The organism is Persephonella sp. (genome assembly GCF_027023985.1).
Classification (GTDB): Bacteria; Aquificota; Aquificia; order Aquificales; family Hydrogenothermaceae; genus Persephonella_A.
In genome coordinates, this window is the sequence record NZ_JALVTW010000032.1 from 1 (window position 1) to 16,772 (window position 16,772).

At 34.8% G+C, this 16,772-nt stretch carries 29 protein-coding genes; 10 read left to right on the forward strand and 19 right to left on the reverse strand.

Translation table 11 applies throughout. The features are described from left to right. The 17 genes from MVE07_RS07620 to MVE07_RS07700 all read right to left on the reverse strand — a co-directional run. A partial coding sequence (locus MVE07_RS07620; protein WP_297455971.1) for a hypothetical protein occupies positions 1-211 on the reverse strand: 211 nt, incomplete at its 3' end. Further along, on the reverse strand, positions 181-408 hold the full coding sequence (locus MVE07_RS07625; protein WP_297455973.1) for a hypothetical protein: 228 nt from the start codon (positions 406-408) through the stop codon (positions 181-183). The genes MVE07_RS07620 and MVE07_RS07625, both read right to left, overlap by 31 nt. Before the next feature lie 2 nt (positions 409-410). Beyond that, the gene (locus MVE07_RS07630; RefSeq protein WP_297455976.1) at positions 411-884 is read right to left on the reverse strand and encodes a M15 family metallopeptidase; all 474 of its coding nucleotides are present in this window, start codon (positions 882-884) and stop codon (positions 411-413) included. Beyond that, positions 884-1,147 (reverse strand): hypothetical protein, encoded by a 264-nt coding sequence (locus MVE07_RS07635; RefSeq protein ID WP_297455978.1) that lies wholly within the window; start codon positions 1,145-1,147, stop codon positions 884-886. The genes MVE07_RS07630 and MVE07_RS07635 overlap by 1 nt, the downstream gene beginning before the upstream one ends. Continuing rightward, positions 1,140-1,373 (reverse strand): hypothetical protein, encoded by a 234-nt coding sequence (locus tag MVE07_RS07640; RefSeq protein ID WP_297455979.1) that lies wholly within the window; start codon positions 1,371-1,373, stop codon positions 1,140-1,142. Before MVE07_RS07640 ends, MVE07_RS07635 begins: the two co-directional genes overlap by 8 nt. Continuing rightward, positions 1,366-3,288, reverse strand: coding sequence for a poly(3-hydroxybutyrate) depolymerase (locus MVE07_RS07645; protein ID WP_297455981.1), 1,923 nt, complete (start codon positions 3,286-3,288; stop codon positions 1,366-1,368). The genes MVE07_RS07640 and MVE07_RS07645 overlap by 8 nt, the downstream gene beginning before the upstream one ends. Positions 3,289-3,290: 2 nt before the next feature. Next, positions 3,291-4,679, reverse strand: coding sequence for a terminase family protein (locus MVE07_RS07650; protein ID WP_297455983.1), 1,389 nt, complete (start codon positions 4,677-4,679; stop codon positions 3,291-3,293). Further along, positions 4,679-5,047 (reverse strand): phBC6A51 family helix-turn-helix protein, encoded by a 369-nt coding sequence (locus tag MVE07_RS07655; RefSeq protein ID WP_297455985.1) that lies wholly within the window; start codon positions 5,045-5,047, stop codon positions 4,679-4,681. The genes MVE07_RS07650 and MVE07_RS07655 overlap by 1 nt, the downstream gene beginning before the upstream one ends. A 66-nt stretch (positions 5,048-5,113) precedes the next feature. Then, positions 5,114-5,338: a hypothetical protein gene (locus tag MVE07_RS07660; protein WP_297455987.1), complete on the reverse strand. Its 225-nt coding sequence runs from the start codon at positions 5,336-5,338 to the stop codon at positions 5,114-5,116. A 13-nt stretch (positions 5,339-5,351) separates the two neighbouring features. Then, positions 5,352-5,681, reverse strand: coding sequence for a hypothetical protein (locus MVE07_RS07665; protein ID WP_297455989.1), 330 nt, complete (start codon positions 5,679-5,681; stop codon positions 5,352-5,354). A 23-nt stretch (positions 5,682-5,704) separates the two neighbouring features. Next, entirely contained in the window at positions 5,705-7,084 is a 1,380-nt protein-coding gene (dnaB, locus tag MVE07_RS07670; protein WP_297455991.1) for a replicative DNA helicase, read from the reverse strand. Beyond that, entirely contained in the window at positions 7,071-8,156 is a 1,086-nt protein-coding gene (locus MVE07_RS07675) for a helix-turn-helix domain-containing protein (RefSeq protein ID WP_297455993.1), read from the reverse strand. Before MVE07_RS07675 ends, dnaB begins: the two co-directional genes overlap by 14 nt. 2 nt (positions 8,157-8,158) lie before the next feature. Further along, positions 8,159-8,422, reverse strand: coding sequence for a hypothetical protein (locus MVE07_RS07680; protein WP_297455995.1), 264 nt, complete (start codon positions 8,420-8,422; stop codon positions 8,159-8,161). Between the two features lie 19 nt (positions 8,423-8,441). Further along, entirely contained in the window at positions 8,442-8,846 is a 405-nt protein-coding gene (gene ssb / locus MVE07_RS07685) for a single-stranded DNA-binding protein (RefSeq protein WP_297455997.1), read from the reverse strand. Next, positions 8,836-9,201 carry a RusA family crossover junction endodeoxyribonuclease gene (locus tag MVE07_RS07690; RefSeq protein ID WP_297455999.1) on the reverse strand — a complete coding sequence of 122 codons (366 nt, stop codon included), beginning with the start codon at positions 9,199-9,201 and terminating at the stop codon, positions 8,836-8,838. Before MVE07_RS07690 ends, ssb begins: the two co-directional genes overlap by 11 nt. After that, a complete protein-coding gene (locus MVE07_RS07695; protein ID WP_297456002.1) occupies positions 9,198-9,620 on the reverse strand; it encodes a helix-turn-helix transcriptional regulator in 423 nt (140 codons plus the stop codon). Before MVE07_RS07695 ends, MVE07_RS07690 begins: the two co-directional genes overlap by 4 nt. A gap of 151 nt (positions 9,621-9,771) precedes the next feature. After that, positions 9,772-10,038, reverse strand: coding sequence for a YdaS family helix-turn-helix protein (locus MVE07_RS07700; protein ID WP_297456004.1), 267 nt, complete (start codon positions 10,036-10,038; stop codon positions 9,772-9,774). Positions 10,039-10,172: 134 nt separating this feature from the next. On the opposite strand from MVE07_RS07700, the gene MVE07_RS07705 reads away from it, so the two are divergent. Genes MVE07_RS07705 through MVE07_RS07715 form a run of 3 tightly spaced genes read left to right on the forward strand, consistent with a single transcriptional unit; the run spans position 10,173 to position 12,473 of the window. After that, on the forward strand, positions 10,173-10,850 hold the full coding sequence (locus MVE07_RS07705; RefSeq protein ID WP_297456006.1) for an XRE family transcriptional regulator: 678 nt from the start codon (positions 10,173-10,175) through the stop codon (positions 10,848-10,850). After that, entirely contained in the window at positions 10,828-11,931 is a 1,104-nt protein-coding gene (locus tag MVE07_RS07710; RefSeq protein ID WP_297456008.1) for a helix-turn-helix domain-containing protein, read from the forward strand. The genes MVE07_RS07705 and MVE07_RS07710 overlap by 23 nt, the downstream gene beginning before the upstream one ends. Continuing rightward, positions 11,928-12,473 carry a hypothetical protein gene (locus MVE07_RS07715; RefSeq protein ID WP_297456010.1) on the forward strand — a complete coding sequence of 182 codons (546 nt, stop codon included), beginning with the start codon at positions 11,928-11,930 and terminating at the stop codon, positions 12,471-12,473. The genes MVE07_RS07710 and MVE07_RS07715 overlap by 4 nt, the downstream gene beginning before the upstream one ends. 22 nt (positions 12,474-12,495) lie before the next feature. Here the strand turns inward: MVE07_RS07715 and MVE07_RS07720 are convergent, their stop codons facing one another. Further along, positions 12,496-13,368, reverse strand: coding sequence for a hypothetical protein (locus MVE07_RS07720; RefSeq protein WP_297456012.1), 873 nt, complete (start codon positions 13,366-13,368; stop codon positions 12,496-12,498). Between the two features lie 152 nt (positions 13,369-13,520). On the opposite strand from MVE07_RS07720, the gene MVE07_RS07725 reads away from it, so the two are divergent. Continuing rightward, positions 13,521-13,946 (forward strand): hypothetical protein, encoded by a 426-nt coding sequence (locus tag MVE07_RS07725; protein ID WP_297456014.1) that lies wholly within the window; start codon positions 13,521-13,523, stop codon positions 13,944-13,946. Here the strand turns inward: MVE07_RS07725 and MVE07_RS07730 are convergent. Beyond that, positions 13,908-14,210, reverse strand: a complete 303-nt coding sequence (locus MVE07_RS07730) for a hypothetical protein (protein ID WP_297456016.1) — start codon at positions 14,208-14,210, stop codon at positions 13,908-13,910. The genes MVE07_RS07725 and MVE07_RS07730 overlap by 39 nt on opposite strands. 130 nt (positions 14,211-14,340) lie before the next feature. Here MVE07_RS07730 and MVE07_RS07735 point away from each other — a divergent pair, with 130 nt between their 5' ends. Genes MVE07_RS07735 through MVE07_RS07760 form a run of 6 tightly spaced genes read left to right on the forward strand, consistent with a single transcriptional unit; the run spans position 14,341 to position 16,744 of the window. Then, positions 14,341-14,571 carry a hypothetical protein gene (locus tag MVE07_RS07735; RefSeq protein WP_297456018.1) on the forward strand — a complete coding sequence of 77 codons (231 nt, stop codon included), beginning with the start codon at positions 14,341-14,343 and terminating at the stop codon, positions 14,569-14,571. Between the two features lie 14 nt (positions 14,572-14,585). Beyond that, positions 14,586-14,759, forward strand: coding sequence for a hypothetical protein (locus MVE07_RS07740; RefSeq protein ID WP_297456020.1), 174 nt, complete (start codon positions 14,586-14,588; stop codon positions 14,757-14,759). 12 nt (positions 14,760-14,771) lie between these two features. Continuing rightward, positions 14,772-14,984, forward strand: a complete 213-nt coding sequence (locus MVE07_RS07745; RefSeq protein WP_297456022.1) for a hypothetical protein — start codon at positions 14,772-14,774, stop codon at positions 14,982-14,984. Beyond that, positions 14,984-15,214 (forward strand): hypothetical protein, encoded by a 231-nt coding sequence (locus MVE07_RS07750; RefSeq protein WP_297456024.1) that lies wholly within the window; start codon positions 14,984-14,986, stop codon positions 15,212-15,214. The genes MVE07_RS07745 and MVE07_RS07750 overlap by 1 nt, the downstream gene beginning before the upstream one ends. After that, the gene (locus tag MVE07_RS07755) at positions 15,195-15,575 is read left to right on the forward strand and encodes a hypothetical protein (RefSeq protein ID WP_297456026.1); all 381 of its coding nucleotides are present in this window, start codon (positions 15,195-15,197) and stop codon (positions 15,573-15,575) included. Before MVE07_RS07750 ends, MVE07_RS07755 begins: the two co-directional genes overlap by 20 nt. Continuing rightward, positions 15,572-16,744, forward strand: coding sequence for a recombinase RecT (locus tag MVE07_RS07760; protein WP_297456028.1), 1,173 nt, complete (start codon positions 15,572-15,574; stop codon positions 16,742-16,744). The genes MVE07_RS07755 and MVE07_RS07760 overlap by 4 nt, the downstream gene beginning before the upstream one ends. Positions 16,745-16,772 lie beyond the last annotated feature (28 nt).

The window sequence follows — 16,772 nt, forward strand, 5'->3', positions numbered from 1 at the left end:
TTTTATGGAATTCGTTTGCTTTTTTTTCTAATAATGAAATGTCAGCATCTTTAAATACTTCAGCCTTAAATTGAAATGCAGGTTTCCAAGCAAATCTGACTATTGTGTTTAACCCCCATCTAACCGGGGACAATAAAGCTAATAAAAAAAGTTGCAACAGAAAATACAAATAAAACATCTCTAAATCTCTCCCGTCTCTGTTCTCATACATCTTTTATATGCTCTTTGAAACACTTCAATTTTTTCTTTTTCACTTTCTGCAGTTGCTTCTGCTTTCACAGAAGCGAGCTCTCTACACATCTCAAGCTTCGTTTTCGGGAAATTGTTTTTGTATATATGTGTTTCAAAAACTTGTTGTGCCTGGGCGGCAATTGCCAGCCCAAGCAAAAAAAATGTAAAAGTTTTCATGGTTATCTCCTTTTAACGATGTGATTATAGGTTTCCGTGTCTTGGAAATGGGGCATTTCTTTAAATCGTTTCCAATTGCCTGCCCATTCAAGTTCCGCTTGTTTAGCTATTTCACCAAGTATTTGGTAAGTTTCCTTGTTATTCCAATCAGGTTTACCTCCTGCAAGTGGAACACAATCAAAGGCAAATCCGTATTGATGAAAAGATTGCCAAGCTCTGGCATTGGTGACTTTTCTTTTTGCTTCTTTTTCTGAAAGTTTCCAAAGTCCAAGTTTAAGTCTTCTTTCGTTTAGCTCTTCAAGTGTAATTCCAAATTGCTCTAATCTGCCTTGCATATATAAAATTTCCTGCTCCTCAGGCGACCTATAAGTGCAGTATATAAGCACATCTAAGCCGTTTTGTTTTGCAATTTCTAAAAACTGTTTTGCTTTCTGTTGCGTTATTGGGTGTAAATCTTCCAGTTTCCTACTTGCCATTATTTCTTATCCTCCTTTCCGTCAAGCTCCTTTCTGATTTGCTCCTCAAATCTGTCAAACCTCTTGTGAAGAGACTTAAATCCTTCCTTGATGTAGTCCCTAAGTCCTGAAATATCCTTATCATGGTCTTCTTTAGTTACATATTTCTCTGCAACGTGAATACGAAAATCATTGTGTTGTTGCTGAAGTCTACCTATCCAGTAGATAATTGGGAGAATAACAATAGTTGCTATAGCTTTCAGGACATCAAACCATTCACCCATTTTTAACTCCTTTTGCTTTTGTTAAATCCATTTCAAGAAGTTTTTCCAGTCTCTTTACTGCTCTATGCATAGCCTGTATTTCTCTTAATTCATTCTCTCCACTCGCATTTAGAGCTTGAGTCTTCAATTCTTCCTCAATTTTTTCAAATTTGGTTTTTAAGTGTTTTAAACATTCCTGTGAAAGTTTAGCTTCCTTTAAAATCTTTGCTATTTTTGCATCATCCATTTAAAGCTCCTTGCATAGCTTGTGCTTGCATTTGTTGTTGCATCATTATTTGAGCCATTTGCTGTAGTTCCTCGACAGTAGGTAAATACTCATCAACAGCTTTAATCCCAATAAGTTCAAGCTGCTTTTTATAGTAATTTCTAAACTTCTCATAAAGATTTGGATATTGCATAAACACTTGAAGCATCTGGACAAACTGAGGATAAAACTGTCCAACGATTTGCATAGCCTGCATTTGTGTTTCTTTGGTTCCCATTCCAACAGATGTGTCAACTACAAAATCAAACTCTCCAACAAGGTCATCAGGTCTAATCACAATGGGCTCATTTGTCAGTCTAATTACGGTCTCTTGGTCTATATACCTTTGATTAAGTTCAACTAAGTATCTAAACAATGGTCTTAAAGCAACTTCTGAGATAATTCTTACAATCAGTTCTATACGCTGATTGCTGGCTTGCATTATCATTGAAATTCCTGTCGCGGTTTTGTTCAAGGCCTTTCCGTCAAGCCCTTGAGAATAGCGGGTTATACCGCTCAAGTTTTCAGTAGTCATTTCAAGCATTTCTAAAACATTACCAATCTGAGGAAAGATTGGCTCTATTGGCTCATACTGGATATAGTTGTTTATACTTCCTTTTCCTTGTAAATCTGCAAAAATAATTTCCCTATCATCAACAAGCCCATCAGGTTCTACAACGGAAGGGTCTATAAAGGTTTTTCTTTGATTGTTTTTAGCAACATTGATAATAAGTTGTTTCCAAAGAGCAGTTTTTAAATCCTGTAGCTGCCCTATTATTTCAGAAAATCCAGAGCCTTCAAGTTTTTCACTTTCAATTACTGCTGGAGTTCCGAAAAACGGATGTCTGCCAGTTATGTTTTCTTCTATTCTTAAAATCTGCTCTCCAGCTATCCATACAATTATATCTTCTAAAATCCCATCATTGTTAATATCAAACTTTGTATAACACTCATAAAGGTCTATCTGTCTTAAGCTTTCATCTTGAGTATCTTTGTATTCTTCATTTTCATAGTTGTTTACAACATCTTCTAAGCTTTCAGTTGTTGCATCTTCTGCGTTTTCTATCGCTTCTTTGACATTTTTATAAAAGCCTTCTTTCCCTTTTTTACGAAGATAATCAACAGAAACTTTTTTCTTATGAGCTACAAATGAAACATCATTAATTGTCTTTCCGTCTGGGATATAAAGGAACTCCCACGGAAGAAGATTTTCTATAATAGGAGCATTTTTCTTAAGTCTTTTAAACTTAACCTTTGCTTTATAAAGTGCTTTTTCTTCATCAAAAGTTGTTTCTTCTATTTCAATACTTTTAAGTTGTCTAAGCAGTAGTTTTTTATATCTCGGTAGGTTTTCTTCTATGTATTTTAAAAGCAGAGATTGTGCTTCTTGTTGTTGTCCAGCTGCCTGAAGAAGTTGTAGTTGCTCTAAAAGCTCAGAAGTTATATAGATTTCTTCAGTAGCAGTGCTAATATCTCTTTCCCATCTAACTTTTAAAACAGAAAACTGGTACTTCATAACATCTTTTGCAAATCTGTAAAAAACTAAAAAGCCTTCATTTTCTCTTTGAATTTGCCAGTTGATTAACTTCTTGAGCTTTTCGGCTGCGTCATCATCTTCAGGGGTTCTGCCTTGAATCGCAACTATATCAGTCTGACCATAGATAAGCCTCATTATAGAAGGCATAGCCCATTCAATCTTGGCCATTATATCTTTGATTACTATTTTTGATTTTTCTGCCAGTTTTCCAAATCTTTCTTGGTATTCTTCATTTGCATAATATCTTTTAGCAGCTTCTATATAGAAAGGCTCTCTAACATTTCTATAGTAGTCTTCTGACTTTTTGATTTTTCTTAAGGTATTCTCTAAAAGTTTCTTTTCTTGCTCTTTTGTCAGCATATTTACACTCCTGCGTAAAATTTAGGAACTTGAATTTTCTTTCTTTTGATTTGTGCTTCATTAATTGGCTGTGCATAAGTTAAAGCAACTGCATCAGCTTTGTCTGGTGAACGACCTATAGCCTGTTTGATTTTGTCTTTTTCTATTAGCTTTATTTCACCTTTGTTTGTGTAGTCGTATTCTGTGTTTATAAGTTCCAACAAAAGGTCATTGTCTTTAGGTAAATTACCGTTTTGCTTAATATGTTCATCTTTAAGTCTTAAATACATTTCAGCTCTTTTGTTTAAAACCCCTTCCATTGTTGATTTTTCTGCAAAATTTACCGCATAAACAGGAATGCCAAGTTGTTTTAATCTGTCATAAACTCCCCAGCCTATTCCTGTAACATCAACATTTATTTGATAAGGTTTTTCAGGGTCTTTGCTGTATTCATTAGCTACCCATTCCGCCAGTTTCATTGTGTCGTTAAAATCAACAGATTTAAGTTCAAAAAATCTTTTGCCTTTTCTTTTTGCTATAACTGATGAATCATCTCCGTGTCTTGCTATATCAAGCCCCCAGATTACAATGCCGTCCGCAGGTGGATTTATTCTCATTGCTTTTTCTACTTCTTCATAAGAGAAAAGTTCGGCTCCAACTTCGTCTACAAATTCGCCGTAAATTTCTTGTCTGATTGCTTTTTCTGACAAGCCTTTTTTGAGTTCTTCTATATCTTCTTCAGATAGTAGAGGGTTTTCATAAGTTGAGAATGTATAACTTTTCCATCTTGGATAGTCTGGAGAGTGTCCTTTTTGCCAAAGCTCATAAAAAAGATTTTTGCCCTTTGGAACTCCTCCAATAATAGCTTTAGAGTTTGGATTATCCAGCATCATCGGGGCGACGGAATGTTCCCATAAATCCCTGTTTTTCAGGATTATCCCCGCTTCGTTCAGGACTATAATGTCATATCCAAATCCCTCCCAGTTTTCAGGTTTATCTGCACTTCTAAAATCTATAATTGACTTTCTCTTGCCGTTATAGACTATAAGCATTGAGTCTTGAGTCTTGTACTCGTAAAGCTTAAAGTCTTTAACTTTGTTTTTAATTTTCCTTTCTATTTGGTCTAAAACAGGCTTAAAGTATCTTTGGTAATATCTTCTGATGTTTGAATGTGTAGTATCTCCCCAAAGTATATATATTCCTTCATCTTCTTTTTTGTTGTCCCAAACGGAAAGTTCATTTGAGCCGAGCATGGTTTCTATAAGATACTGAGCTGTTGACCTTGTAAAACCAAGTCTTCTACCTTTAGCAATAACTTTGTATCTTAATTTTTGCCAGTCTGAGCTAAAGAATATATCATCTGCCCATGGAAGATAACTTATATTAAAGCTTATAGCTGTATCTGTATTCACTACTCTTTACCTTTTGAGATAATCTTTCTTTTTGTAATTAGAGCTATGCTTACTTCTCCGGAGAGTTCTACTTTCTCAGTTAAATCTCCTCTCATTTTCAAAGCCATTTCTATCGCTTTTGTATTTCCTTGTTGTATTTGTTCAAAAAGAGATTTATAGATAGTGTCTGTAACTTTTTGTAAGTTTTTCTTTAAAAGCTGATTTCTTTCTTCATAAAATTTATCTGTTCCATATTTGTTCATCTTGTTTTTAACTGATTCATAATTCCACCCAAGCTCCTCACACATTGCCTTTAAAGATTTTCCCCAGTTGTCAGGTTCAGCCCATAACTCTTTTAAAAGCTCTAAATCAATTCTTTTCCTTGCCATACTTCAAACCTATAAAATCCCTAAAATGATTTCAAAGTTAAAAAGCGAAAAAAGGGAATTATGGGATTACACCCTCTCTTTGATGATTGCTCTGAGCAGATTGTCTAAATCATCTTTTCGTATCACTCTGTATTTGTTGACCTTTAGAATTTGAATTCCCTCTTTATCTGCTATGTCTATTACTGGGTCAGAAGATGCAAACCCCAAAACCTTAGCAACTACAGATAGTTTAATAAAAACTGCTTCATGCCCGTTCTTTCTTAAGATTTTTTGTCTTATTTCTGCAATCATATTTATCCCTCATTCAAATTTTTAAATCTGCCCAAACATCTGGGATGTATATATCCCATCTTGTTGGTTCTTTCTTTTCTTCAAGCCACAGAGGAAATTCAAAGGTCTTTGCATAGTTTTTAGATACTCCGAATAAAACCTGGCAGGCAGGTAGTGCAGCTCCAAACTGGAGAGAGTATTCATCTGGTCCTTTCAGACTTCCGTTAATGATTTGTGGTCCGTTAACTCTTTCCATAGTCGCCGGTTGATGGAAGTGTCCCATACAAACTCCATCCAATATTATTTGTGTTTTGTTTAGTCCTTGTTTGAATAATTTAATTATCTGTTTCTGTAGTTCCGTCATTTTACCCCTCAGGTTAGTGGTTTTTAAAATGGAACATCTTCTGTTTCTGTAGTCTGCCCGTAATCGGATATATCCATTTCTGTCTGTGAAACTTTAGGTGTGAATCTGGCATATTTAGGATGGAATTCCAGATTAACCGTTCCCAGCTCGCCGTTTCTCTGTTTTGCAATAATAAGTTCTGCAAGGCCAAGCTCTTCAGGGATTGGGTTTTTCTTGTAATACTCCGGTCTATGGATAAACATGATAAGGTCTGCATCCTGTTCAATCTGCCCGGAATTCCTAAGGTCTGACAGCATAGGTCTTTTGTCTGACCTCATCTCCACAACCCTGTTAAGCTGTGCAAGGGCTACGACGGGGATGTCTAATTCCATTGCAAGGGCTTTAAGGGTTCTGGAGACTTCGGATACTTCCCTTTCTTTGCTTTCTAAGAATTTGTCAGCCTGAACAAGCTGAAGATAATCAACAAAGAGTATGTCTATATCATGTTCTCTTTTGAGCTTCTTTGCATAAGCCCTTAGCTCCGTTATTTTCATTCCTGATTTATCGTTAATCAGGATAGGCATTTGGGCAAGTTTGAGTGAATAGTCTTGCAATTTCTCTAACTGCTCATTGTCAAGCAATCCGGTTCTGATGTTATACAGGGGGATATCTGCATAGTTTGACAACATCCTCATTGCAATCTGTTCTTTTGGCATTTCAAGGGAGATAAATCCAATCCTGTATCCCTCTTGGGCAGCATTAAGTGATACTGAGGTTGCTAAGGCTGTTTTCCCCATTCCGGGTCTTGCACCGATGATAATAAGTTCTCCGGGTTGGAAACCTGCAGTTCTTCTATCCAGCTCTGAAAATCCTGAAGGCACTCCGGTTATGAAGGTGTCTATTTCTTTTCTTTTTTCTACCGTTTCGTAAAGCCTGAAGATAACGGAACTAATCGGTTCCGTTTTATCTTCAAATGAGCGTTTTTCTATGTCGTATATAGTCTGTTCAAGGGTTGAAAGGATTGTAGATATTTCATTTTCCCTTTCCAGTTCTGAGGGAATTTGCTGGGATACTTCAAGTATTTTTCTTTTTGCTGCTTTTTCTTTAAGCAGTTTGATAGAGGTGGGCATGAGTTTTACCGGGAAAATATCTCTATCTTCTATGCTGAGTATATATTCAACCGGAATTTCTTTTGATATCGGGTCTTCACGGAAATGGGCAAGGATAATTGATGTTTCTGCTACTTCTCCGGAAGACAGCAGAGTCTTAAGCCAGTTAAACAGCTTTCTGTGTTTAAGGTCTGCAAAGTCTTCCGGTTCTATTAGGTGCAGGTATTTCTCAGACTCTTCAGGAGCAAATATAAAAGCTCCCAGTATCGCCCTTTCCAGTGATTTATCCGCAAATTTTTCACTAAGCAGCTGCATGGTAAACCCCCTCATGTTTTATTGAAAAATCCTCTATCAGGTCCTTAAGGTTTCTTTCTATCTGCCAGTGAACGTGCTGTGGTGCTGAGATAAAGACCTTATCACCTGAATGGCTGTTGTAGTGTTTTCTAAAAAGCGACAGGGTTTCAGTTGCTTTGTAGTGGTGCTGTGCAAACGGATGTTGTTTGATTTTCTGTATGAGACTAAGGCTATAGGCTTTGATGATTGGGGTTTCTTCAGGTTCTGGTTCTGATACCGGTTTATCAACATATTGTCCTTCTATCACCTTCACAAAGTTTTCCGGTTTTATAAACCAGTCAAAGGTTGCAAAGGTCTGCGAGTATAACCAGCTTGAGTTTTTAAACAGGTTGCAGGCTTCCTTCCAGCCCACCCCACTTTTTTCTAAAATGCTTTGTATGTTTTTAAGAGCCTGTTTTCTTTTGTCTGTTAGAGCGACTACCCGTTTGTCTGGACATATAGCGTTAAATGTTTGCAAGTAAGCGTCAAATAAAGGTTCTTCTGGATTTTCTAAATCAAAATCTACATTAACAGACTCAAATTCTTCTTTATTACTTATTTTTTCATTGTTAGTTATTTCATTGTTAGTTTTCTTATTGTTAGTTATATTATTTTTAGTTTGGTGTGCCGTTGCTGTTTCCGTTGCTGTTTCCAGTGCTGTTTCCTGAATTTGCTCTGGATATTGATATTCCTTGTTAGGTGCTGTTTCCGTTGCTGTTTCCAGTGCTGTTTCTTTTGCTGTTTCCATTTTTTCTTCCCAGTTGTAAGTCAATAACTTATAAACAGATTGACCATACTGATTTGGAGCATCGGAAATTTTCTGGATATATCCCAGTTTAATCAGGTTATCTATTATGGTTTTTGCTCTTTTTCTACTACATTCGAGTTCTTCTGCAAGTTTACTTATTGATAGGTAAAAAGTTCCTGTCTTGGTGTTGACCCAGCTGGTTATGATTGTGATAGCAAGCAGATGTTGATTTCTGTCTCTCCTGTTTTTAAAATTTTCTTTAATTAGTTTTGTTGGCAGGTTTGCATAATAATATTGCTCTTTCATTTTCATTCCTCCTTTGTTTTAATCTTGACAGGTCTGTTAAAAGCTCGTTTTAATTGGTAAAGGTTTTCTTTTAAAACTTTTTCAAATATTTCAGGAACTGTTATCTCCACGATTTCTTCTGTGATTTTTACTTCTGTTGTCTGGTATAATAAGGCTGCTTGTAGAAGAGAGCCTCGTAGTCTCTTTACAACTTGTTCTAACTCTGTTGATTTTTGCCAGAGTTCCTCCAAGAGTATGAGGTCTCTGGTTTCCTTTTTTACTGCCATGCTTTACCTCCTATTGTTTTTAGAAAGGAACATCTTCATCTGAGGAAAAATCCTCAGTTTCGATATCAAGGTCTGATTCTTTTGATTTTTCTTCTTTGGATGATTTCCCGGAGAGAATACTAACCCTATCCGCTACTATCTTTATTTTTGATTTCTTATTTCCTGCTGCATCTGTCCATCTATCCTGTCTGAGCTGTCCTTCAACAAGTATCTGTGTTCCTTTGTTAAGCTGCTTCCCAAGTCTTTCTGCAAGCTGACCGAATGTCTCAATATCAAAGAAATATGTTTCTTCTTTCCATTCGTTATTAACTCTATAAGGTCTGTTAACAGCTATAGAAAAACTTGTAACCTGAGAACCGCTCGGAAGAAATCTAATCTCCGGGTCTCGTGTAAGTCTGCCAATTAGAAAAACTTTATTCAGCAATGTTTATCTCCTTTATTTCTATGATTGTTAGATGTCCTTTTTCTTTGGAAACTCTTTTCTTGAAATGTCCGTCTGTGATGAGGTTGTCGTCTGCTATAACACCGGCTTCCTCAAGACAGTCATTTAGTATTTTGAGTCTGTTATCTACATCTCTTTTTTTACGGTCTGGAAAATAGAACGTATAGAATATTTCAACTTCCTGGGTGATTGTTGGAAGTCTCCACTGCTGTTTTATCTGCAGAACTATGTCTTTTATTTCCTTTTGCTGCGTTTTGTATATAAAAGGTTTCCCGTTTTTCTTCCCTATTGCTCTTCTGTTGCCCGATGGGATTTTGCCCTGGATGATTATTTTCATTTGAACTCCCCGTTTATTAAGGCTTTTTCCAGCTTGTCTAATATTTCTTTTGCTTCTTTAACTTCTTTTACAAGCTTTTGTCTTTCAAAGAGTGTTAATTCCCCATCCTCTAAGGCTTTCATCATCTCGTTGATTACATCTGTTAGTTCTTTTGTGATTAGATGAGGGAGCAAATTGTGATTTTGCTCTACCTTTACATGTGCAACAAACCAATCAACCAATAATGTGGTATTTAAAACTTTAGAAAGGGTTATGATATGGTCAGGTCTTGGATGGTATTCCTCATTAGGATTGAAGTATTTCTTTATTGCAGATAAAGGGATGTTGCTTTCATTTGCTATCTGCTCATAAGTTTTGCCTGATTTTTGATAAGCAATAAACAAAACCGCTTTAAAGCTTAACTGGTCTAAACCTATCATTTTGTTCTACTCCAATCAGTTTTTCCTGTTTTACCCTTATTAACAAGGAGGGTCGCTAATGAGCTACTTAAAAACAGGGGCAGAGCCCTCTCTGCCCCATTGGAGGTTAGGAGGACCTCATGGCAACTGCCGAGGGAGGGGGAGGTGCTTCTCATTTGGCCGCTCCGGTAAGGTTTTTATTCAAGTATTCTTCTATTTCTTTTTGATACTCTTCAGGAAATACAAGCCATTCTTTTTTAATTTCTCCACCTGTTGCTCTTTCTATGGCTATGGCGGTGTCTGCTCCAATATCTCTATCCCCCTTAAGCAAAAGCCACAGAAATTGATAAGAAATTCCAACATTTTCAGCAAATTTTGTCTTAGGAATTTCATGCCTATCAATGTAAGCCTTTATTATCTCTTTAGGTTCTATCTGCATGTTATTAACCTCCTGTATGAAAATATAAACAATAGTTTGTATAAAGTCAATAGAAAAATAAACAAAAATTTATTGAGTTTATCAACACTTGTTTATATGCTTAAGGGGAAAGAAAAGTAATGGTTTATATGGATATGGAATTAGACATTAATAGACGGGAAATTCAGGATAAGATAAGGGAAAAAGTTAAAGCATTAATGCAAGAAAGAGGGCTAAAGCAAAAAGACTTGGTTGAAAAAAGCGGATTGTCGCAGGTTTTTATTTCTTATTTTCTTACTGGAAAAAGAAATATAGGTTTTAATGCATTAGAAAAAATCGCCCAAGCCTTAGGGGTTAGTGTAGCGGAGTTGTTATCCAGTCCTGAAGAGAAGAGAAGCAAATTAGAGGAAGTGGAAGAGATAACAGATGTAGTATTATTGCCCGTTGTAGCTGATGTGCCAGCTGGGGGATTTGAGAGTGGAGATGTAGAGATAGAGGATTACTTACCAGCTCCAAAATCCATGCTTGCAGGAGTGCCGAAAGAGTTTGCAGCATGGTGGAAAGTTTCAGGAACTTCAATGTCTCCAGAGATAAATCCCGGGGATTTAGTTTTGGTTGCTTACGGTGGATTTGTGGACATAAAAAACGGAGATAGAGTAATAGCTGTTATAAATGGAGAAAGGACATTAAAAAGATTTTACGATAAAGGAGAATACATAATTCTCCAGCCGGTAAACGACAAAGACCATGAACCAATAATAATAAAAAAAGACCAGTTAAAAGAAAGCCCGATATATCTGTATAAAGTGCTTGGAGTGTTTAAGAGGTATTGAAGTTACATTATTATTGCCTCATAAAAGAAAATATATGATAATTAAAAATATGGAAACCTTAAATTTATTAACTCAACTTGGGAATAAGATAAAACTTGCAAGAAAAGAGCTTGGATTTAAAAAAAGAGAGGATTTTGCGAAAATAATCAATATAGATGTTTCTATATTGAAAGAAATAGAAAATGGGAAGACCGCTCCACCATACAAAATAATAAGTTTTTTATGCAAAGAACTGGGGATTTCTCCTCGTGCTTTCATTTATAGTAGCAAACAAGAAGTTTCATATAGGGGGAATAAAAAATTAGCAATTTCAGATAAGATTAAAATACAAACTATAATACAAAATATTAATGATTTAATAGAATTAAATGCAATTAGACATAATAGGTTTGATTTTGAAGGAGATAATAATCCAGTTGTGGCTGCAAGAGATTTTATAAAATATTATAAATTATCCGACAGAGATTTTAATACTTGGGACAAAATAAAAGACATTCTTTCAGAAAAAGAAATATATATTTTTGGTTTACCATTAAAATCAAAATCTGGGGCTGTTCCTCAGGAAGAGCCTTTTTTCATTATTTTAAATTCAAATGAACCAATAGATAGATGGTCATTCTCTTTGCTCCATGAAATAGGACATTTAATAGCTCCTCCCGATTTCAAAAAAGATGAAGAATATGCGAATGCCTTTGCTTCAAATGTTTTAATTCCAGAAGAATTGGTTCCAGAGTTATGGAAAAAGTTAAAAGATTATATTACTAATTATAAATTTGGGACTTTTTATAGGAAAGTAAGACAAATGAACAAATATATTTCTCCCGAAGCTGTTTTTTACAAACTTATTTCAGTATACCTTCCAGATGAAATTTGGAAGTTCCAAAAGTTTAAAAAATATTCACAAGAGGAGAGAAGAAAGGAAAAACATACTACTGTTACTAAAAATAAAATATTACTTCCTAAAGTATATGCAGAGAAAATTTTAGATTTATACGAGAATAACAAAATCACCGAAAAAAGAGCAGACGAGTTATTATTAGGTCAATTTGAAAAAATATCAGATTTAAGAAAAAGAAAATGAAAATATATTTAGACTCAACTGTAATTTTAAATTTTATCAAACCCTATAAAGATAACCATCAAATACATCGACATTTAATAACATTTGTAGAAAATAGGAAGAAAAATCAAGAAACAGTAATTACTACCACCTACATTTATGAAGAAGAAATAAAATATCCCGAGGAAGCAAAAGAAGAAGTCTTTTTGTTTGTTGAAAAAGAAGAGGTTCCCTTTGATTTCTATTCGGAAGAACCTCCACCTAATATAGATTTAGGAGAATGGAGTATCTGGCAATGTGCTAAAAAGAAATTAGAGAATTCAGAGAGATGTTGTGTATTGTCAGATGATAGCCACGCCAGAGAATTTTTTTCTAATAAAGAATTGTTACCTTGTAGATATATAAATCCTCCCAAAGAAGGGGTTGGCGGGACAATGGGAATTTTAATTCATTTAAAAGAAGAACAAATAATCTCAGAAGATGAATATAACCAATTAATTAATACAATGAAAAAATACGGAGCCAGACTTCCTGTCAAAAAAACAAATCAAAGCAACGAATAAAATAAATCCAAATATCTCTTAATCAAAACAGTTTCTTATTTTCTGAAGGAGGAATGACTTTATGAACCTTCACGACAGTAAACTCTTTATTTACAAATTCATCCAATTTCGTGTCATATACTTGTAGTATTTCTAAATCACATAAAAGTTTGGTTCCTTTTTTAAAAGAGTAATTATCAATAGATGTAAAGAATTTATCATCTTTTATATGAGCGGAAATTTTGTTACCTTCATATAGAAACTCCCATTTCCTATTTTCAGCAAATACTACTTTTACGACAGTGAGGTAAACATTTTCTTTTGTGATTATTCTTGTTCTTTCCTCAAATATAGGGTTAGGTATTTTTAGATACCCTAAATCTTCATTGCTTACTTTTACAGATTTACCAATTTCACTTTTAACTTCAAACCCTTCTATATTTTCGTCATCTGCAACAGGTTCTGCTATTTTGATAATAGCCTCATCTATTAGTTCATCTTCTTTTGCAAGTTTATAAACAGTTTTATCTATCTCTAATTGATTATTGCTTCCATTGATAATAATGACTTTTCCATCCTCTTCTTTTACTTCCTTGGGCTTTTCTCCTTTTAAAAAGACTTTTAGGATTATTAAACCAATAGCGATTTCTATAATATCTTTCACATTATCTAATGAAATGCTATCTCCGAGTAAGGATTTAATCTTATCAATAGTGTCAAGAGCGAGATTTAAATCAACAATAAAGCTGCCTTTTTCTGTTTTGCTTATATAGATATTTAGCTTCTTGGGAATATTTAATTGGCTGTGAACTTCTTCAAGTAGATTAACATACCCAAGAAGAGAAACAAGAAGTGTGTTTGCCTTAATTTCTTCTATGTCACCATTATATTTAAACTGAACAGAAACAGGTTTCATTTTAAACCACAAAAATTTTTTCATAATCCTAAATCCTATTAGTAACAAAATCAATACCACTACATATAGTAGTCATCTCAAGAGTCAAAGCACTATATATAGCCCATCTCCTCCAAAGTTTGATAAAATAAAACCCAAAAAGGAGGGCAGCTATGCTGGAGAAATTAGCCACCCAAAACCACAAATACTTGTTTTTTACAACCGCAGAGAAGGCAATAAGAAATAGACTTAAAGAAAGAATTAAAACCAATTGCCAAGAACTTGAAAAATTTTTGTTAATTAATGAAGAAGATGTGCCTATTGTGATTGACGAGATTTTACTCAAACTTGTTGATGAATTAAAATTCACATACAAAGATATCAATTCTACAGCATATATAGATGTTAAGCTGTTTGATAAGTTTATAGGAAATTTCAAATTAGCGGAAGAAAAACCTATAAAAATAGGATACGTTACCATGTATAGTTTCTCTCTACTCATAGATTCGGAAATTTTGAACCAAATAGCCGCACAAATAGAAGAAGCACTGATTGCAGATTTATTTTCTTTTATCCATCTCATATCGGATAGCTTTTAAATTGATTTTTACTAATGTTTGTATAACATCAGGGTCTACTAAAGCCCATTTTGCATAACTATAGGTTTGTCCGTATGTTATATTTTTTAAATCTTCTTTATAGTGGTTTACAATAACATCCAAAAGCTCCATTACCGTTTCTATAGCAAGACTTTTGTTTTCATGGTCCAGAACTGCATCATAATGCTTACTAAGCACCTCTGTTAAATCCCTAACAAATGGATGTATCACATCCACAAGCAAATCAGGTTTTTTGTTTTCCATCTCATCTCCTCCAATCCCTTTGTTTCCTTTATTTTAGCATAAAATAAACAAAAGTTTACAAAAAGGGTTGACATTCTATAAACAATTGTTTATATTAATAAACAACAAAGCATGAAGGAGGTGCAGGAAGATGCAATACATCTACTACTCAAGGAAGAAAACAGAGGTTCCAAGAAAAGTTGAGAATGAGGGGCTCTTGGCAGCTGCATTGGTAGATGAAGGGTATTATGTTCTGGTTTCTGACTTTGCTTATCCAGAAAACTACAGAATGAAAGACATAGAAAAAGCAGAAGGTAAAAAAGCAAGGAAGAAAACATACAGAATAGGCAGGAGAGGACAAAGAAAATGCTTGATTTCATAAAGGAGGTGGCAAGGATGCAAACAGCAACAGAACTACAGGAACTCATTTACCTTAGAACCAAAGTAAATGAACTGGAGATGAAAATTCATCTCCTGGAGAAAGCTCTGGAATTTGTCGCACAGAGAGTAGATGAAGAAAGAGAAAAGAAAAACACAGAATACTTAGTTAAACAAATCTTACAAAAATAGGAGGTGATTATCATGCAAAAGTTTAGTGTAGCAACCCGTAAGGGTTTAATTCACACAACAGATTTCAAATCAGCCTGTAGAATTTTGCAGTTTGAGTTAGAGCAACAGAAAAAAAGAAAGTCCCAGCAAACACACGACTGGGACAAAGAATTCCAAGCACTCTTAGACAATTACATCCCAAATTCACAAAAAGAAATAGAAAAAATGAAAGGAGGGCAGCTGTGATGAACAAGATAGCAAAAACTAACCACTTAAGGAATGATTTATGTTGGGAAATTTTTTGTTGTGAACCCATCAGATGGTATGGATATAACGATTCTTATTGGTGGAATAAAGTATCAAAAAGACAAGAGGTTAAAAGACAAAAATGCAGCAAATGCGGGAAAGTTTACGAGATAGATTTTGAAACAAACATCGTTAAGGAGGTAAACAATCATGATGGAATACATCTATGAACTCATTGAGAAAATCAAGAATCAACAAATCAAGATTTTAGAACTGGAAAGAGAACTCTTTTATCTCAAAGAAGTAAAAGCAGATAAAGAAAAAGAGAAAAAAGACATAGAAGCAACAGTATGGAATGAGGTTGTATTTGACAAAGAACTCAAAAATGAAGCACAAAGAAAAGCAAGATATCAACAGAAATTGGAAGAATGGGACGCTTATTTAGGAGTTTTAGACAGGATTGCAGAACTGGAGAAAAAAATCTCAGACCTTATCTATCAAATCAAAAAAGAAAACATAGAGCTTGATTATCTCAAAAGGCTCTATGAGATAGAAAAACTTAAAAAAGAAAAAGAGGAGGCAGTGTCATGAACGAGAAAGCAATAGAACTAAAGGTAAAAAACTTTTTAGAATCATTCAAAAACAAAGACATCTATAACTATGCTATCACACTTAGTCCAGTATTTAAAGAACCTGAAAGATACATAGACTACCGTAAACAACTTGCACAGCTTCTTATAGCAGTTCCCAAACTTACCGAATACGACCCAAAAAGTCTGATATTTGCAACAGCTAAAGCTTATGAGCAAGGATACTCCTTTGACCCCAAAGATGCAGAAGCTTATTTCATTCCTTATGGAAAAGAAATCCAGTTCCAGAAAGGATACAGAGGCATTCTCAAAGACCTGATGAAAAGACCCGATGTTGTTGATGTTATAGCAGATGTAGTTTATGAAGATGATGATATAGAAATAGACAAAGACCCACACGGTAGATTAATCCTGAAAAGACACAAGTCTAACCCATTCAAAAGAAGCAAAGACAAGATAATAGGTGCTTACGCATTCGTTTACTACAAAGTAGATGGGAAGATAGTTTCAAACGGGGTAGCCATGTCAGCAGAAGAAATAGAAGAAGATTTTAGAAGTCTTTCCAAAGCGGATAAATCCATGGGCAAAAACTCCTTCTGGGAAAAATGGAAAGCAGACATGTATAAAAAGACCGTCATTAAGCAGCTCAGGAAAATCCTACCACCACTACCAGAAGAAAAGATAGATTTCTATCATGAAACAAGCAGAAAAGAAGAGCCCGAAATATCAGATGAGAGAAAAGAACTTATAAAAGCATTCAACAAAGCATATACAGAGTCAGGTTTAACAGCTCAGGAACTCAAAAGCATTATTTACACAAGATACTTTGTGAATGAACCGGCTGAGCTTACAGATGAACAACTTACAGAAATAACACAGTTGCTAAGAGAGAAAGGAAAGAGCTTATTGGAAGCAACTGTATTAATCGGAGCAAAAGAGCAGAAAGAACTGGAAGAACTATTTGTAGAGAAGCAGCTCAACGACGAACAGCAGGCAAAAGTCTATGAATATCTCGGAATAGAGGATGACAAAATCCCAAGCTATGAAGAATACACATGGATAAAGAACTTCCTCTCTCAGAATGAAAGAGAGCAAATCCTTGCTGCAATAGGCTGGAAAGAGAAAAAGATAGACCAGAAAACTCTTGAAGAAACATTAGAAACAGTTTAACCCTGCACCTGCCTGGAGGGCAGAAAGG

Excerpts from the sequence above, each read along its gene's own strand:
- MVE07_RS07625 (WP_297455973.1), bottom strand. The coding sequence starts at position 408 with ATGAAAACTTTTACATTTTTTTTGCTTGGGCTGGCAATTGCCGCCCAG.
- MVE07_RS07630 (WP_297455976.1), bottom strand. The coding sequence starts at position 884 with ATGGCAAGTAGGAAACTGGAAGATTTACACCCAATAACGCAACAGAAA.
- MVE07_RS07635 (WP_297455978.1), bottom strand. The coding sequence starts at position 1,147 with ATGGGTGAATGGTTTGATGTCCTGAAAGCTATAGCAACTATTGTTATT.
- MVE07_RS07640 (WP_297455979.1), bottom strand. The coding sequence starts at position 1,373 with ATGGATGATGCAAAAATAGCAAAGATTTTAAAGGAAGCTAAACTTTCA.
- MVE07_RS07645 (WP_297455981.1), bottom strand. The coding sequence starts at position 3,288 with ATGCTGACAAAAGAGCAAGAAAAGAAACTTTTAGAGAATACCTTAAGA.
- MVE07_RS07655 (WP_297455985.1), bottom strand. The coding sequence starts at position 5,047 with ATGGCAAGGAAAAGAATTGATTTAGAGCTTTTAAAAGAGTTATGGGCT.
- MVE07_RS07660 (WP_297455987.1), bottom strand. The coding sequence starts at position 5,338 with ATGATTGCAGAAATAAGACAAAAAATCTTAAGAAAGAACGGGCATGAA.
- MVE07_RS07665 (WP_297455989.1), bottom strand. The coding sequence starts at position 5,681 with ATGACGGAACTACAGAAACAGATAATTAAATTATTCAAACAAGGACTA.
- dnaB (WP_297455991.1), bottom strand. The coding sequence starts at position 7,084 with ATGCAGCTGCTTAGTGAAAAATTTGCGGATAAATCACTGGAAAGGGCG.
- MVE07_RS07675 (WP_297455993.1), bottom strand. The coding sequence starts at position 8,156 with ATGAAAGAGCAATATTATTATGCAAACCTGCCAACAAAACTAATTAAA.
- MVE07_RS07680 (WP_297455995.1), bottom strand. The coding sequence starts at position 8,422 with ATGGCAGTAAAAAAGGAAACCAGAGACCTCATACTCTTGGAGGAACTC.
- MVE07_RS07690 (WP_297455999.1), bottom strand. The coding sequence starts at position 9,201 with ATGAAAATAATCATCCAGGGCAAAATCCCATCGGGCAACAGAAGAGCA.
- MVE07_RS07695 (WP_297456002.1), bottom strand. The coding sequence starts at position 9,620 with ATGATAGGTTTAGACCAGTTAAGCTTTAAAGCGGTTTTGTTTATTGCT.
- MVE07_RS07700 (WP_297456004.1), bottom strand. The coding sequence starts at position 10,038 with ATGCAGATAGAACCTAAAGAGATAATAAAGGCTTACATTGATAGGCAT.
- MVE07_RS07705 (WP_297456006.1), top strand. The coding sequence starts at position 10,173 with ATGGAATTAGACATTAATAGACGGGAAATTCAGGATAAGATAAGGGAA.
- MVE07_RS07715 (WP_297456010.1), top strand. The coding sequence starts at position 11,928 with ATGAAAATATATTTAGACTCAACTGTAATTTTAAATTTTATCAAACCC.
- MVE07_RS07720 (WP_297456012.1), bottom strand. The coding sequence starts at position 13,368 with ATGAAACCTGTTTCTGTTCAGTTTAAATATAATGGTGACATAGAAGAA.
- MVE07_RS07725 (WP_297456014.1), top strand. The coding sequence starts at position 13,521 with ATGCTGGAGAAATTAGCCACCCAAAACCACAAATACTTGTTTTTTACA.
- MVE07_RS07730 (WP_297456016.1), bottom strand. The coding sequence starts at position 14,210 with ATGGAAAACAAAAAACCTGATTTGCTTGTGGATGTGATACATCCATTT.
- MVE07_RS07735 (WP_297456018.1), top strand. The coding sequence starts at position 14,341 with ATGCAATACATCTACTACTCAAGGAAGAAAACAGAGGTTCCAAGAAAA.
- MVE07_RS07740 (WP_297456020.1), top strand. The coding sequence starts at position 14,586 with ATGCAAACAGCAACAGAACTACAGGAACTCATTTACCTTAGAACCAAA.
- MVE07_RS07745 (WP_297456022.1), top strand. The coding sequence starts at position 14,772 with ATGCAAAAGTTTAGTGTAGCAACCCGTAAGGGTTTAATTCACACAACA.
- MVE07_RS07750 (WP_297456024.1), top strand. The coding sequence starts at position 14,984 with ATGAACAAGATAGCAAAAACTAACCACTTAAGGAATGATTTATGTTGG.
- MVE07_RS07755 (WP_297456026.1), top strand. The coding sequence starts at position 15,195 with ATGATGGAATACATCTATGAACTCATTGAGAAAATCAAGAATCAACAA.
- MVE07_RS07760 (WP_297456028.1), top strand. The coding sequence starts at position 15,572 with ATGAACGAGAAAGCAATAGAACTAAAGGTAAAAAACTTTTTAGAATCA.